The organism is Microbacterium sp. SMR1 (genome assembly GCF_003289625.1).
In the GTDB taxonomy this organism is placed as follows: domain Bacteria; phylum Actinomycetota; class Actinomycetes; order Actinomycetales; family Microbacteriaceae; genus Microbacterium; species Microbacterium plantarum.
In genome coordinates, this window is record NZ_QMBN01000004.1 from 378147 (window position 1) to 393846 (window position 15700).

13 protein-coding genes are annotated in these 15700 nt (G+C 70.1%); 6 read left to right on the forward strand and 7 right to left on the reverse strand.

Going from position 1 to position 15700, the window contains the following annotated elements; genetic code table 11:
• Positions 1-173 precede the first annotated feature (173 nt).
• From DO944_RS14815 to DO944_RS14835, 5 genes are all read right to left on the reverse strand, one after another.
• Positions 174-1154 (reverse strand): hypothetical protein, encoded by a 981-nt coding sequence (locus tag DO944_RS14815; protein ID WP_112617894.1) that lies wholly within the window; start codon positions 1152-1154, stop codon positions 174-176.
• A 133-nt stretch (positions 1155-1287) separates the two neighbouring features.
• The gene (locus DO944_RS14820) at positions 1288-2010 is read right to left on the reverse strand and encodes an ABC transporter ATP-binding protein (RefSeq protein WP_112617895.1); all 723 of its coding nucleotides are present in this window, start codon (positions 2008-2010) and stop codon (positions 1288-1290) included.
• The gene (locus DO944_RS14825) at positions 2007-3044 is read right to left on the reverse strand and encodes an ABC transporter ATP-binding protein (RefSeq protein ID WP_112617896.1); all 1038 of its coding nucleotides are present in this window, start codon (positions 3042-3044) and stop codon (positions 2007-2009) included. The genes DO944_RS14820 and DO944_RS14825 overlap by 4 nt, the downstream gene beginning before the upstream one ends.
• Positions 3034-4014 carry a branched-chain amino acid ABC transporter permease gene (locus tag DO944_RS14830; protein WP_112617897.1) on the reverse strand — a complete coding sequence of 327 codons (981 nt, stop codon included), beginning with the start codon at positions 4012-4014 and terminating at the stop codon, positions 3034-3036. The genes DO944_RS14825 and DO944_RS14830 overlap by 11 nt, the downstream gene beginning before the upstream one ends.
• Before the next feature lie 5 nt (positions 4015-4019).
• Positions 4020-5294, reverse strand: coding sequence for a branched-chain amino acid ABC transporter permease (locus DO944_RS14835; protein ID WP_181574274.1), 1275 nt, complete (start codon positions 5292-5294; stop codon positions 4020-4022).
• A gap of 251 nt (positions 5295-5545) precedes the next feature.
• Here DO944_RS14835 and guaB point away from each other — a divergent pair, with 251 nt between their 5' ends.
• Positions 5546-7051: an IMP dehydrogenase gene (gene guaB / locus DO944_RS14840; protein ID WP_112617898.1), complete on the forward strand. Its 1506-nt coding sequence runs from the start codon at positions 5546-5548 to the stop codon at positions 7049-7051.
• Between the two features lie 118 nt (positions 7052-7169).
• Here the strand turns inward: guaB and DO944_RS14845 are convergent, their stop codons facing one another.
• Both DO944_RS14845 and DO944_RS14850 read right to left on the reverse strand, forming a co-directional pair.
• Complete coding sequence (locus DO944_RS14845) at positions 7170-8003, reverse strand: DUF559 domain-containing protein (protein ID WP_112617899.1); 834 nt, start codon at positions 8001-8003, stop codon at positions 7170-7172.
• Positions 8004-8208: 205 nt separating this feature from the next.
• Positions 8209-9321 carry an FAD-dependent oxidoreductase gene (locus DO944_RS14850; protein ID WP_112617900.1) on the reverse strand — a complete coding sequence of 371 codons (1113 nt, stop codon included), beginning with the start codon at positions 9319-9321 and terminating at the stop codon, positions 8209-8211.
• A 104-nt stretch (positions 9322-9425) separates the two neighbouring features.
• Here DO944_RS14850 and DO944_RS14855 point away from each other — a divergent pair, with 104 nt between their 5' ends.
• Genes DO944_RS14855 through guaA form a run of 5 tightly spaced genes read left to right on the forward strand, consistent with a single transcriptional unit; the run spans position 9426 to position 15282 of the window.
• Positions 9426-11114: an ABC-F family ATP-binding cassette domain-containing protein gene (locus DO944_RS14855; protein ID WP_112617901.1), complete on the forward strand. Its 1689-nt coding sequence runs from the start codon at positions 9426-9428 to the stop codon at positions 11112-11114.
• 57 nt (positions 11115-11171) lie between these two features.
• Positions 11172-12290 (forward strand): GuaB3 family IMP dehydrogenase-related protein, encoded by a 1119-nt coding sequence (locus tag DO944_RS14860; RefSeq protein WP_112617902.1) that lies wholly within the window; start codon positions 11172-11174, stop codon positions 12288-12290.
• Position 12291: 1 nt separating this feature from the next.
• Positions 12292-13173, forward strand: coding sequence for an SURF1 family protein (locus DO944_RS14865; protein WP_240309638.1), 882 nt, complete (start codon positions 12292-12294; stop codon positions 13171-13173).
• Positions 13174-13183: 10 nt separating this feature from the next.
• Positions 13184-13705: a DUF3817 domain-containing protein gene (locus DO944_RS14870; protein WP_112617903.1), complete on the forward strand. Its 522-nt coding sequence runs from the start codon at positions 13184-13186 to the stop codon at positions 13703-13705.
• On the forward strand, positions 13702-15282 hold the full coding sequence (guaA, locus tag DO944_RS14875; RefSeq protein ID WP_112617904.1) for a glutamine-hydrolyzing GMP synthase: 1581 nt from the start codon (positions 13702-13704) through the stop codon (positions 15280-15282). Before DO944_RS14870 ends, guaA begins: the two co-directional genes overlap by 4 nt.
• The last annotated feature ends 418 nt before the right edge of the window (positions 15283-15700 follow it).

The window sequence follows — 15700 nt, forward strand, 5'->3', positions numbered from 1 at the left end:
GGCTGAGTGGGCGTGAGCTGCCAGGTGAACTGGGGCTGGAGCTGGAGCTGGAGCTGGAGCTGGAGCTGGGGCTGGAGCTGGGGCTGGGGCTGGGGCTGGGGCTGGGACTGAGTTGGCAGTATGCGCCTCTTCTTCGGGCCGAAGGGGCGTGAGCTGCCAGGTGAAGCGCGCCGTCAGCGCGAGGGAGACCCTCCGCGTCGCCGGAGAGCACCGCTGACGAGAGCCACCGCCGGCGAGCCCGATGGCCTGATGTGCGCCGAGGTGAGCCTCACCACCTCGAAGCCGAGAGCGACGTAGGCGGTGTGCTTCTCGATGTCGCGCGCCCACTGGCTCCGCGATGTGCGATGGTGGTCGCCCTCGACCTCGGCGATGACGCGGTACTCGGGCCAGACGGCATCCGCGATCCCCGCCAGCCGCCCCGAGCCATCGCGGATCTCCTGGTCGAGCAGCGGTTCGGGCAGCCCCGCCCCGACGACGGCGAGCCGGAAGTCGGTCTCCAGCGGAGACATCGCCCCCTCGCGGATGAGTCCCAGCGCTTCGACGAGCTTCGCCGCGCCGACTCGTCGGCCCGCGGCGACCGCATCGGTCAGCTCCTCGAGCGTGCTCAGCCGCTCCTCCGGCAGGCGCCGCCCCCGCTCACCGCGCGGCACCCGCACGAGCACATCGCCGATCCTGACCAGCTCGCGTACCCCGGCATCCCGCCCGAGCATCGCCCACGTCGACGCCGGCGACGACAGCCGCAGGCCCTCGAGAGTCCTCACCTCGACGTGCGTCGGGGCGAGCTGGCGTCCGCGGATGCCGCGCCGGCGCGGCGCTCGCTCTGGAGCGACCACCCCGACCTCGAGCTCACCGGAGGGCAGAGCACCCGTTCCCCACAGCACCGCGGCTGTGCGCCCGCAGTAGAAGGCGTGTCCGCTCATGATCTGGGCATACGCCCGCGCGCGGTCGAGCACCCCCTGCCGCGCAGCGTGATCCTCGGCGAGCGGGCCGGTCGCCGCGGCATCCTCGGCTCCCGCTCTCCGGCGCACCCCGCGGAACGGGATGTCGAGATCCAGGGCACGCAGACGCTTGAGCGATACGCCTGCGGCCGACGCGTCGGCGCACGAGAACGCTTCGCCGAGGGCGTCAGGCAGAGGTTCCGGGAGTCGCGGCATCCCCCCCGATTCTCCCGGTGTAGTCCGCCCCGCGGGGCTCAACGCCCACGCCCTGTGCGTCGCCCGCGCGCATCCCTCGCGGGGGAGGAATCGCCCTGAACCAGGCGAACCAGGCGATCCAGGCGAAGCGGGCTCAGGTCCCCAGCGTGCCGAGGTACAGGCCGATGACCTTGGGGTCGTTGAGCAGCTCACGGCCGGTGCCCGTGTAGGCGTCGCGGCCCTGGTCGAGCACGTAGCCCCGGTCGCAGATCTGCAGGCAGCGTCGGGCGTTCTGCTCGACCATGATCGTCGTCACGCCGGCCTTGTTGATCTCCGACACCCGCAGGAACGCCTCGTCCTGGCGCGACGGCGACAGCCCCGCGGAGGGCTCGTCGAGCAGCAGCACGTAGGGATCCATCATCAGCGCGCGCCCCATCGCGACCATCTGGCGCTCTCCGCCCGACAGCGATCCGGCCCGCTGCTGCAGGCGCTTGGCGAGGTCGGGGAAGATGGATGTCACGAAGTCGGTGCGCTCCGCGACGACCTTCGGTCGCTGATACGCCCCCATCTGCAGGTTCTCCGCGATTGTCAGGCTCGGGAAGACGTTGTTCGTCTGCGGCACGAAGCCGATGCCCTTCGATACGAGCTTGTTGGCACGCAGCCCGGTGATCTCCTCGCCGTTCAGCTTCACCGAGCCGGAGCGCACCTTCACCTGCCCGAAGATGGCCTTGAGCATCGTGGACTTGCCGGCGCCGTTGGGGCCGATGATCCCCACGAGCTCGCCGGGAGCCGCGGTGAGGTTCGCGCCGTTGAGGATGTTCACCCCGGGCAGATAGCCAGCGTGCACATCCGACAGCTCGACGACGTTCTCGGTCACTTGCGGTCCCCATCCTTCTCGGCATCCACGGCGCTCGCGGCATCCGTCGTGCCTGCGGCATCCGTCGTCGGCGCCTCGTCGATCGCTTGGTCGAGCTCGTGAACCGTCTCGACGAGCTCTTCCGCCTCGGGCGGCAGCTCGCCGGCGTGCCGGCCCGTCACGACGCCGAGGTCGACGTCCTGATGTGCGCCGAGGTAGGCGTCGATCACCGCGGGGTTCTGCATCACGGTGTCGGGCGGGCCCTCGGCGACGACGCGTCCTTCGGCCATCACGACGACCCAGTCGGCGATGTGACGCACCATGTGCATGTCGTGCTCGACGAACACGACGGTCATGCCGAGGTCCTTCAGGTCGAGGATGTGGTCGAGCAGCGACTGCGTCAGCGCGGGGTTCACCCCGGCCATGGGCTCGTCGAGCATGACGAGCACGGGGTCGCTCATGAGAGCGCGCGCCATCTCGAGGAGCTTGCGCTGTCCGCCCGAGAGCGACGCGGCGAAGTCCTTCTCCTTGGCGTCGAGCTTGAAGCGGGCGAGCAGACCGCGCGCCTTCTCCTCGATCTCGGCCTCCTGCTTGCGCCAGAGGAAGGGCAGGATGCCGGCGAGGATCCCCTCGCCCTTCTGCTTCGGAGCGCCGAGCTTCATGTTCTCGAGCACCGTGAGCAGGCCGAGCGACTTCGTCAGCTGAAACGTGCGCACCTGACCCATGCGAGCGGCCTTGAAGGCGGGGATGCCGGCGAGGTTGGTCCCATCGAACGACCACGACCCCGCGTTGGGCTTGTCGAAGCCGGTCAGCAGGTTGAACAGGGTCGTCTTGCCGGCACCGTTCGGGCCGATGAGGGCCGTGATCGCGCCGCGCGGGATCTCGAGGTGCTCGACGTCGACGGCGGTCAGGCCGCCGAAGACGCGCTTGACGCCGTCTGCGACGATGATCGGGTCGTTCTTCGCGACGCCGGGGCGGACCTCGCCGCTGCCGTCGTCTTTGTGCAGGCCGGTCGCCTTGGGGCGCGGCGTCGGGGGTACGACATCAGCGGACAAAGGTCAGCTCCTTCTTGCTTCCGAGGATGCCCTGCGGGCGGAAGATCACCAGCAGCATGAGCGCGACGCCGACCAGCACGAACACGAGCATCTGGCTCTGCTCGGTGGTCAGGAACGGCAGCCAGCCGATGTTGACGAGGGCCGGCAGCAGGTTCGACAGGAACGCGCGGACCACCCAGAACAGCACGGCGCCGAGCACCGGGCCGAAGATGGTGGCCGCGCCGCCGAGCAGCAGCGCCGTCCAGACGTAGAACGTCTGCGAGGTGACGTAGACGTTCGGGTTGACGTTGGTGCCCATGGCGGTGACGATGCCGCCGGCCGCGATGATGACACCGCCGACGATGAGCGCCTGCATCTTGAATGCGAAGACGTTCTTGCCGAGCGAGCGGACGGCGTCCTCGTCCTCGCGGATGCCGCGGATGACGCGGCCCCAGGGGCTGCTCATGAGCAGCCACACGAGGGTGACGACGATCGCGATCGTGATCAGACCGACGATGATGACCCACCACTGGTCGGACTGGTAGGTCCACGGCCCGAAGCCCCACCGTCCGGGCGGAAGCGGGTTGCTGGCGCGGAACCCGGCCTGGAAGCCCGAGAGGCCGTCGGCCGATCCCGTCTGGTTGCGGAACGCCGACGTGAGGAAGAGCAGGCGCAGCACCTCGGCAGCCGCGATCGTCACGATGGCGAGGTAGTCGCCGCGCAGCCGCAGGGTCGGGATGCCCATGACGAGCGCGAAGATCACGGCGGCGATGAGGCCGATGAGGGCGGCCACCGGCCAGGCGAGACCGAAGGTGAGGATCGAGATCGCGAACCCGTAGGCGCCGATCGCCATGAAGCCCGCGACGCCCATGTTGAGCAGGCCCGCGAAGCCGAAGTGAACCGACAGGCCGATGGCCGCGAGGATGTACCCGAGGGTCGCCGGGGCGAGGATCTGCGCCGCGGTGTTGCTGAGGATCTGAAGGAAGTTCACGATGCCTATCCGATTCGCTCTCGGCGCCCGAGGAGACCCTGCGGGCGGAACAGCAGGATGACGATCAGCACGACCAGCGCGCCGACGTACTTGAGGTCGGAGGGGATCCACAGCGTCGAGACCTCGACGAGGAGCCCCACGATGATGGCGCCCACGAGCGCACCGAACGCGGTTCCGAGGCCGCCGAGCGTGACGGCGGCGAAGATGAGCAGCAGGATGCTGGTGCCCATGTCCCACTTGATGCCCGGACGGAAGTAGGCCCACAGCACACCCGACAGGCCGGCGAGCGCCGCGGCGACGACCCACACGACCCGGACCACCGCATCGACGTCGATGCCGCTGGCGGCGGCGAGCGAGGGGTTGTCCGACACGGCCCGCGTCGCGCGGCCGATGCGCGTGCGCATGAGCCACCACGCGAAGCCGGCGATGACCACGAGCGAGACGCCCATGCTGATCACGTCGGTGAGGGTGAGGCGGATGGGGCCGAGCCCGGGGATGACCGAGGTCGAGCCGCCGGGCAGCTGGGCCGTCCCGCCGCCGACGAACATCTGGAAGATGTAGCGCAGCGCGAGCGAGAGACCGATCGAGACGATCATGAGTTGCACGGTGCCGAGGCCGCGGCGTCGCAGCGGCCGCCAGAGGCCGGCATCCATCGTCAGGCCGAACAGGGCCGAGACGGCGACCGCCAACGGGATCGCGATCCAGATCGGCAGGCTGAACCCGGCCGAGAAGAGCAGCGCGGCGAGCGCTCCGAAGGTGACCATCTCGCCGTGCGCGAAGTTCGACAGTCCCGTCGTGCCGAACACGAGCGAGAGGCCGATCGCGGCGAGGGCCAGCATGAGGCCGAAGTTCAGGCCGTTGACGGCGCGGGAGAGCAGCTGGTCGACGAAGCTCGTCGTCTGCCGCTCGGCCGCCTCGAGTGTGAAGTTGCGCGTGATCGTGCTCGTCGCGCCGAACTCCACCTCGAGCGTCGACTCGAAGCCCTCCGGGACGGTCACCCCCGAGGGGAGGCTGTCCTCGACGAGTTCGACGGTGTACGCGACATCCTTCGTCGGAACGCCGATCGAGAAGCTGCCTCTCTCGTTCGTCTCGCCTTCGGCTTCGAAGTCGCCGCCGGTCACGACGATGGTGGCACCCTCGACGGGTTCACCACCGGTGCGGACGTTGCCCGCGATCGTGAAGGGCAACGACTCGGCGTCGTCTCCTGCGGCCATGGCGGGGGAGGCGATGCCCAGGAACGCCACGACGGCCAGGAGGCCGGCGATCAACGTCGAGAACATGCGCCTCGGGCGACGAGCAGCGCGCGTCATCGAAGTGATCGCCACTGGCACCTCCTGAGATAAGTGGACGAACGCCGAGAGGTACCGGTTCTGCTGGTGGCTTCGGCGACACCTGAACGTATGCGCTGATTGTTGCTTGCGTGTTTCCGGTGCGCAACAACGAATGCGGTGTGTCGTTTCGCGGATCTCGGGCGAGGGAATGCCGCGCGGCGCCGGGCGCTTAGAATCGTTGAGACTTCCAAGGAGTGCGCATGAGCGACTACAACGACCCGTTCGGATTCGTCGGCCTCACCTACGACGACGTCCTGCTCCTGCCGGGGCACACCGACGTCATCCCGTCCGAGGCCGATACGTCGTCGCGCGTGACGCGGCGCATCACCGTGGCCACCCCGCTGCTGTCGGCCGCAATGGACACCGTCACCGAGGCGCGCCTCGCGATCGCCATCGCGCGTGAGGGCGGCATCGGCATCATCCACCGCAACCTCTCCATCGAGGAGCAGGCGGCGATGGTCGACCGGGTCAAGCGCAGCGAGTCGGGCATGATCACCGACCCGATCACGACGACCCCCGACGCGACGATCGAAGAGGTCGACGCGCTCTGCGGGCAGTACCGCATCTCGGGCCTGCCGGTCGTCGACGACGAGGGGCACCTGCTCGGCATCGTCACGAACCGCGACATGCGCTTCGTCTCGGGCTTCGAGCGGCAGACTACCAAGGTGCGCGACGTCATGACGAGCGAGAACCTCGTCACCGGTCGCGTCGGCATCGGGGCGAACGAGGTCATCGCACTCTTCGCCCACCACCGCGTCGAGAAGCTCCCCCTCCTCGACGAGGAGGGCAAGCTCGCCGGTCTCATCACGATCAAGGACTTCGACAAGAGCGAGAAGTACCCCCTCGCGACGAAGGACGACCAGGGGCGCCTGCGCGTCGGCGCGGCCATCGGCTTCTTCGGTGACGCGTGGCAGCGGGCCGAGGATCTCCGCGACGCCGGCGTCGACGTGATCGTCGTCGACACCGCGAACGGACAGTCCGCGGGCGTCATCGACATGGTCAAGCGCCTGAAGGCGGATGCATCCTTCGAGCACATCGACGTCATCGGCGGCAACGTCGCGACCCGCGAGGGTGCGCAGGCGCTCATCGACGCGGGTGTGGATGCCGTCAAGGTCGGCGTCGGTCCGGGCTCGATCTGCACCACGCGCGTCGTCGCGGGTGTCGGCGTGCCCCAGGTCACCGCGATCTACGAGGCGTCGCTGGCCGCACGCGAAGCCGGCATCCCGATCATCGCCGACGGCGGTCTGCAGTACTCGGGCGATATCGCCAAGGCCCTCGTCGCCGGCGCCGACTCGGTCATGCTCGGGTCGCTGCTCGCCGGAACCGACGAGTCGCCGGGCGAGATCGTCTTCCAGGGCGGCAAGCAGTTCAAGCAGTACCGCGGCATGGGGTCGCTCGGCGCGCTGCAGACCCGCGGCAAGAAGACCTCGTACTCCAAGGACCGGTACTTCCAGGCCGACGTCCCGAGCGACGACAAGCTCATCCCCGAGGGCATCGAGGGTCAGGTCGCCTACCGCGGCCCCGTGTCGGCCGTGGCCTACCAGCTCATCGGCGGCCTGCGTCAGTCGATGTTCTACGTGGGCGCGCGCACCGTCGAAGAGCTGAAGGCTCGCGGCAAGTTCGTGCGCATCACCTCGGCCGGGCTCAAGGAGTCGCACCCCCACGACGTCCAGATCGTGGTGGAGGCCCCGAACTACAAGCGCTGATCCGCGCACGCCCGCGCGCACACGGAGGAGATCTGCACTTCGGAGGCCCGTCACGCGGCGGCCCCCCCTCTGATCTGCAGATCTCCTTCTGTATGCCGGGAACCTACGGCGCCCCACATCAGCTCGCACGGTGCAGCCCCTGGGCGACGGCGGTCGCGATGAGCCCGTGCACGTGCGGCCAGTCGTTGACGACCTGCGCGTACGTGACGCGGATGACGTGATAGCCCTGCAGCATCAGCCGTGCGTCGTGCTCGATGTCGGACGCACGTTGGCGCCCGACGTGGTGACCGCCGTCGATCTGCACGACGAGGCGCTCGCCCACGAGAAGGTCGACCGGCCGCCCCAGTATCCACACCTGCTGCCGGAGCGGCACCCCGAGCCACCGCAACCTCGGGGGAAGCATCGTCTCGAGACCGGAGTCGGAGTAAGGCGACGCCTGAGCCCACAGTCGGCGCGCGGCCGGCGGCAGGTCGAGCCTGCCCAGCACCTCACGCGAGGTCAGCTGCCGTCGCAGCGCGGACTCCCAGATCACGAGCGCGGGTTCGAACGGCTGACACCGCGCCACGGTGACCAGGACGTTCTCGATCGGGTCGACGAGCGCGTCCGGATGCCGCGGCACGGCGGGCGTGTGCCAGTGCACCGTCGCCCGCTGGGTGGGGGCCCGGCCCGCGTGCGGTCTCGCCGCGACGTGGGGCCGATCATCGGCGAGGACCCACAGGCCGAGTCGCCGCGCTGCGCTGATGCACGCGATGACGACGCCGTGACGCGCGGCCGCGAGGAGTTCCGGGTCCGTGTCCGGGAGCGCGACCCATCCACGGCGCACCCGGAGCAGAGCTCCCGTCGCAATGGCGGTCTGCAGTCGGTGGCGCGAGGCGCCGGCGTCGTGCAGCGCGGCAGTTCGAGCGACGCCGCCGTTTCGCCGCATCCACGACGCGAGCTGGCTTTCGTCCATGCCTCGATGCTCGGGCGCACGCGGCCTCCGAGGTGAGGCTCCGAGGCGGTTTGGGGACGCCCTCCCACCGATACGCGCGGGGGAGGAGCGCCCCCCGGGGTTTCCCACCCCTACGAGAGGAGTTCTGCGCCAGGGAGGGAGCTCGCGCCTTGCGCCTCCTCCGCTGCCCTGATCTCCTCCGCTACGCAGCCCGCCCGACCCGGACTCACCCCGCCGGCAGCCGGAAGGGCGCGGCCGCGCGCGCCGTCGCATCCAGCGCGAGGTCGGCCAGAGTGGCGCCGACACCGGGCGCGAACTTGAAGCCGTGGCCCGAGAATCCCGCGCCCACCACCACCGAGCCGACGCGATCCAGCACGAAGGCGCTGTCGTCGGTCGAGGTGTAGGTGCACGACAGGTGCACGGCGGATTCGGGGTCGAGCCCCGGCATCCATTCCCGCACGTACTCGACGAGCGTCTCGTGGTGCGTCACCCGGTGCGGGCGCGCATCGGGATCGACGACGTCCCCGACGCGGTGAAACCCGACCTTGACCCCTTCGCCCGGCGTCGGCATCCCGTACACCGGCGCCGGGTAGCGCGCGGGGTCGAGCCGATGATTGAACGAGGGCCAGGGACCGGTCGTCGAAGCGAAATGCGCCGGGGTCTCCTCCGTGACCGTGAGGCGGGGCAAGCGGATGCCGGGCAGCAGGCCCTCGGTCCAAGCTCCGGCCGTCGCGACGACGACATCCGCGTCGACCTCGCCGCCGCTCGCCAGCCGCACCCGCGCGCCGCGCTCGCCGAGATCCTCGATGCCGGCGACAGGCGCGCCCCAGCGCACTTCGCCGCCGCCGCCCTGCACGCGGCGCTCCAGCTCGAGCATCGCCGCCGACGCCCGCGCCACGCCGGCGTCCGACGAGTACAGGACGTCGGTCTCGAATCGCATCCCCGGCCACCGCGCGCCCGCCTCCACGGCAGACAGCATCTCCGCGGGGATGCCGCGCGCGCCGAGGCTCCGCGCGATCGTCTCGAGCCCGTCGGCGTCGTCCGCGCCGCCGCCGAGGTCGCCGCCGACGCCGTGCGTCACCAGCCCGTGCCGTCGCAGCAGCGGCTCCCCGCCGACCTCGCCGAGAGCGTCCCACCCGTCGCGGGCCCGCTGCAGCAGATCGAGGTAGTGCGCGTCGGCGTAGGCGTTGTTGAAGTTCCGGGTCGCGCCGTGCGACGCGCCGTGGGTGTGCCCCCGACCGAAGCGCTCGAGGACGAGGGGGCGCTCACCCCGGCGGACGAGGGCCCACGCGGTGGCGAGGCCCATGATGCCCGCGCCGACGATCACGATGCGTGTCATGCCGCCAGCATCCCACCCGCCGCGGTCCGGGCGCGCGCACGAGCGCGCCCCGGCGTGCGATAGCCTGGTCGGCTCCGCAGTGGAGCGGAAAGGCCCGGTCCACGATGGGATCGCTCGACATACAGGGTGTCTCGTACACCCTCCCCGACGGCAGGCCGCTGCTCGACGAGGTCACGTTCCGCGTCGGCGCGGGTTCGACGACCGCGCTGATCGGGCAGAACGGCGCGGGAAAGACGACGCTGCTGCGCATCATCCGAGGGGATGCCGCGGCCCACGGCGGTGTCGTCCAGATCGACGGCGGCCTCGGGGTCATGGACCAGTTCGTGGGGCACGGCGGCGCCGGTGAGACCGTCCACGACCTGCTGATCGCGGTCGCGCCCGATCGCGTCCGTCGTGCGGCCCGTGAGCTGGATGACGCCGAGAACGCCGTGATCGCGTCCGACGAGCTCGACACCCAGATGCGCTACGCCGCCGCGATCGCCGACTACGCCGACGCGGGCGGCTACGAATACGAGACGGTGTGGGACACCTGCACGACGGCGGCCCTCGGTGTGCCGTTCGAGCGGGCGCGCTACCGCGAGCTGACGACGCTCTCGGGCGGCGAGCAGAAGCGGCTCGCTCTCGAGGCACTGCTCCGCGGGCCCGACGAGGTGCTGCTCCTCGACGAGCCCGACAACTATCTCGACGTCCCGGGCAAGCGCTGGCTCGAGGACCGCCTGCGCGAGACGGCGAAGACGGTCCTGCTCGTTTCGCACGACCGCGAGCTGCTCGCCCGTGCCGCCGACCGCATCGTCACTCTCGAGGCCGGGGGAGCGGGCAGCACCGCCTGGGTCCACGGCGGGAGCTTCGAGACCTATCACCGCGCCCGCGACGACCGGATGGCCCGGCTCGACGAGCTGCGCCGCCGGTGGGACGAGGAGCACGCGAAGCTGAAGAGATTCGTCGCCGATATGAAGGCGAAGGCCGCGGCCAGCGACGAGTTCGCGTCGCGATACCGCGCGGCGCAGACGCGGCTGCGCCGGTTCGAGGAGGCCGGGCCGCCCGAGGAGCGGCCGGCCGAGCAGAACCTCGAGCTGCGCCTGCGCGGCTCGCGCACCGGCAAACGCGCGGTCGTCGCCGACGGGCTGGAACTCGTCGGCCTCATGCGGCCGTTCGACCTGGAGGTCTGGTTCGGCGACCGTGTCGCGGTGCTGGGCTCCAACGGCTCGGGCAAGTCGCACTTCCTGCGTCTCCTCGCCGCAGGCGGCACGGAGCCCGACGCCCTGCTCGGACACGTCACCGCCGTCGGCTCCGCCCTCGAGCCGGTCGAGCACGCGGGGACCGTGACGCTCGGCGCGCGGGTCGTCCCGGGCTGGTTCGCCCAGACCCACCGGCATCCGGAGTTCACCGGCCGCACGCTGCTCGAGATCCTGCATCGGGGCGACGATCGCCGAGCCGGGATGCCGCGGGATGCCGCGAGCTCGGCGCTCGACCGCTATGGGCTCGTCCGCCAGGCGGAGCAGAGCTTCGACAGCCTGTCCGGTGGTCAGCAGGCGCGGTTCCAGGTGCTGCTGCTCGAGCTGTCGGGTGCGACGCTGCTGCTGCTCGACGAGCCCACCGACAACCTCGACCTCACGTCGGCCGAGGCGCTCGAGCTCGCGCTCACCGCTTTCGAGGGGACGGTGCTCGCGGTGACCCACGACCGTTGGTTCGCGCGTTCGTTCGACCGCTTCGTCGTCTTCGGCGGCGACGGACGCGTCTACGAGTCGAATGAGCCCGTCTGGGACGAGCAGCGGGTCGCGCGCGCCCGTTGAGCTGACGGCCGGTCCGGCGGTCGTGTCCGGACCGGCCGGTAGGCTGGAGGAGTGACCATGGAGATCGAGCTCGGCCGCGCCAAGCGCGCCCGTCGGGCCTACGCGTTCGACGACATCGCTGTGGTGCCCTCGCGGCGCACCCGCAACACCGAGGACGTGTCGACCGCGTGGTCGATCGACGCCTTCCAGTTCTCGATCCCGGTGCTCGGCGCCCCGATGGACTCGGTCATGAGCCCTCGGACGGCCATCATGCTCGGTCAGCTCGGCGGACTCGGCGTGCTCGATCTCGAAGGGCTCTGGACGCGGTACGACGACCCCGAGCCGCTGCTCGCCGAGATCGCGGGGCTGCCCGACGCGTCGGCGACCCGACGCATGCAAGAGCTCTACGCCGAGCCGATCAAGCCCGAGCTCGTGCGCGACCGCCTGGCCGAGATCCGCGCGGCCGGCGTCACGGTCGCCGGCTCGCTGACCCCGCAGCGCACGCAGGAGCTGTACGAGACCGTCGTCGCCGCCGGCGTCGACCTGTTCGTCATCCGCGGCACCACGGTGTCGGCCGAGCACGTCTCGAGCGTCGACGAGCCGCTGAACCTCAAGAAGTTCATCTACGACCTCGACGTCCCGGTGATCGTCGGCGGCGCCGCGACTTACACCGCGGCCCTGCACCTCATGCGCACCGGTGCTGCGGGCGTGCTCGTCGGCTTCGGCGGCGGTGCCGCCTCGACCACGCGCGCGACGCTGGGCCTCCACGCTCCCATGGCCACGGCGGTCGCCGATGTCGCCGGGGCCCGCCGTGACTACCTCGACGAGTCGGGCGGACGGTACGTCCACGTCATCGCCGACGGCGGCGTCGGCACGTCCGGCGACATCGTCAAGGCGCTCGCCATGGGCGCCGACGCGGTCATGCTCGGCGTCGCCCTGGCGCGCGCGACGGATGCCCCCGGCCAGGGGTTCCACTGGGGCCCCGAGGCCCACCACGCTCAGCTCCCGCGCGGCCGCCGCGTCGCCGTCGAGCAGGTCGGCTCCCTCGAAGAGGTGCTCTACGGCCCGGCACCGGTGGCCGACGGCACCGCGAACCTCATCGGCGCGCTGAAGAAGTCGATGGCGACGACCGGCTACTCCGATCTCAAGGAGTTCCAGCGCGTGGAGGTCGTGGTGGCGCCGTACAGCGTGCGGTGACATGAGCTCGACCGACTCGGTTCCGCCACAGGCGTCGACGGCGGCCTTCGCGCCGACGTTGCGCGAGGTCATGCTGCGCCCGTGGTGGCTGGGCATGCTCGCGTTCGCCCTGCTCGTGGCGGCGGTCTTCGCGTGGCTCGGCCAATGGCAGCTCTCGCGCGCCGTCGACACGTCGCCCCCGCCGCCAGGTCAGACCGAGCAGGTGCGCCCGCTCGCCGACGTCGCCGAACCCGGGGAGTATCTCCCCGAGCCGCTCGTCGGTCAGCGGGTAGAGGTGAGCGGCTCGTTCGTCGCCGGCGACTTCGACGTCGTGTCGTCGCGATTCGACCGGGGTGAAGAGGGGTACTGGGTCACGGGGCAATTGCGGGTCGATCCCGAGTCCGCGCGATCGTCGGAGCCGACCTCGCTCGCCGTCGCGGTGGGATGGACCTCGGATCGGGCCGAGGCGGATGCCGTTGCGGCAGCCCTCGACGCCGATCCGCCGCAGGATGTCGTGCTCACGGGGCGAATCATCTCCGACGAGGGGCCTGCTCTGCCCGGACGCGGGGCCGGTCCGCAGGAGATGACGCGGATGTCGCCGGCAGCTCTCCTCAGCCGCTGGCACGACACCGCGGGGCTCGACGTCTACCGCGGCTACCTCACCTCCGCGGAATCCTTCGGGGGACTCACCGCGATCCACTCGCCGGCACCCGAAGAGCGGTCGAACGTCAACTGGCTCAACATCTTCTACGCCGTGGAGTGGGCGGTCTTCGCGGGCTTCGCGTTCTACATGTGGTACCGCCTCGCCAAGGACGCGTGGGAGAAGGAGCTCGAAGACCTCGAGGACGAGCACGAGGACGCCGACGTCCCCGCAGCGGGAAGCGCGCCGTCGGGCCGCGACTAGACTGGACGCCATGCCTCGCGCCCCGAAACTCGCCACGTTCCCGGCGATCCGGAACGCTCTGCGCTTCTACCAGATCTGTTCGGTGATCACGGGTGTCGGCCTGCTGCTCCTGCTCGCGGAGATGATCCTGAAGTACACCCCGATCCACACCGAGCTCTTCGCCGGCGGCTCGGGTGGGTTGCTCTGGTTCGCGCCGGTGATCGCGGGCGCCGACTGCGAGTGGTGGTCGCTGTTCCTGCCGCAGACGAACTCGTGCGAGATGCTCTCGACGGGCGACGGGTTCAACATCTCGCTCGCGATCCTCGTGGTGCACGGTTGGTTCTACGTCGTGTACCTGTTTTCGTGCTTCCGCGTGTGGAGTCTCATGCGCTGGTCGTTCCCCCGCTTCATCCTGCTCGCGCTCGGCGGCGTCGTTCCCGCCCTGTCGTTCTTCATGGAGGCCCGCGTCGCACGCGAGGTGAGGACGTACCTCGCCGAGCGCGAAGCCGCTGAGGCAGCCGCATCCATCCCCGCCACGGAAGGCACCCGATGACCACACAGACCGAAACGTCGCAGCGTCCTGTCCTCGTCGTCGACTTCGGCGCGCAGTACGCCCAGCTCATCGCCCGCCGCGTGCGTGAGGCGGGGGTGTACAGCGAGCTCGTCCCGCACACCGCGACGGCCGAGGAGATCGCAGCGAAGGAGCCGGTGGGCATCATCCTCTCCGGTGGCCCCTCGTCGGTGTACGAGCCCGGTGCCCCGGCTCTCGATCCGGGAGTGTTCGATCTCGGCGTCCCGACGCTCGGCATCTGCTACGGCTTCCAGGTGATGGCTCAGACGCTCGGCGGCGAGGTCGCCAACACCGGACTCCGCGAGTACGGCGCGACCGACGCGACCATCGTGACGGAGGGCACGCTGCTCGAGGGGCAGCCCCCCGAGCAGAACGTGTGGATGAGCCACGGCGACCAGGTCTCGCGTGCGCCGGAGGGCTTCGAGGTGCTCGCCCGGACTGCGGCGACCCCGGTGGCAGCGTTCGCCAACGACGTGCGCAAGTTCTACGGCGTGCAGTGGCACCCCGAGGTGAAGCACTCCGACCACGGGCAGAACGTGCTCGAGAACTTCCTGCACAAGGCCGCGGGACTCCCGGCGGACTGGAACAGCGGCAACGTCATCGCCGAGCAGGTCGAGCGCATCCGCCAGCAGGTGGGCTCGGGCCGGGTGATCTCGGCGCTGTCGGGCGGTGTGGACTCAGCGGTATCGACCGCGCTCGTGCACAAGGCGGTCGGCGACAAGCTGACCGCGATCTTCGTCGACCACGGGCTGCTCCGGAAGGGTGAGCGGGAACAGGTCGAGAACGACTACGTCGCGTCGACGGGAGTCCGGCTGATCACGGTCGATGCGCGCGAGCGTTTCCTCGAGGCCCTCGCGGGCGTCAGCGATCCGGAGCAGAAGCGCAAGATCATCGGCCGCGAGTTCATCCGCGCGTTCGAACAGGCCGAGCGCGACCTGATGGCCGAGGCGGCCGCCGACGGGGAGCCGATCCGCTTCCTCGTGCAGGGGACGCTGTACCCGGATGTCGTGGAGTCCGGCGGCGGTGCCGGCACGGCGAACATCAAGAGTCACCACAACGTCGGCGGATTGCCCGAAGACCTGCAGTTCGAGCTGATCGAGCCGCTGCGAACCCTGTTCAAGGACGAGGTCCGTGCCATCGGGCGCGAGCTGGGTCTGCCCGAGGCCATCGTCGGGCGCCAGCCGTTTCCGGGGCCCGGCCTCGGAATCCGCATCGTGGGCGAGGTCACCGCTGATCGTCTCGAGATCCTGCGTGACGCCGACGCCATCGCGCGCGCCGAGCTGACGAAGGCGGGGCTCGATGCCGAGATCTGGCAGTGCCCCGTCGTGCTGCTCGCCGATGTCCGATCGGTGGGCGTCCAGGGGGATGGCCGCACCTACGGTCACCCGATCGTCCTCCGTCCCGTCTCGAGCGAAGACGCCATGACCGCCGACTGGACGCGGCTGCCCTACGACGTGCTGTCGAAGATCTCGAACCGCATCACGAACGAGGTCCGCGAGGTCAACCGCGTGGTGCTCGATGTCACGTCGAAGCCCCCGGGGACGATCGAGTGGGAGTGAGCGCGCGAGCGACGCTCCACAGCGAGACGGCGGATGCCGCGGCCGAACAAGCCGCGGCACCCGCCGTTTTCCGCGTCATGGCGCGGATCGCAGGCCTCCCGAGGCCGCGCGACACGCCCGGGATGTCACGCCGCTTTGCCACGATGCCGGGAGCCGCGTAACTTATTACTTGTTCGCCCCACAGGGAAGAGCGAGAAGGCCGGAAGGCCTACGCCCCCTCAAGCGGAGAACGAATCCCATCCCAAACCTCTTGCGAGAACAAGGCGCTTGCGTCTAGGATGGAACCTCCACCCCGAACAGCAGTCCTGGACTGACACGGAACCTCGTTCCGACGACAGATCGAAGCGCGTCGCGGTGGGGTATGGTTGTGAAGTTGCCCTCTGGGCTGGCTGTGAGGTCAGTTGGGGGAGCGTCCGAT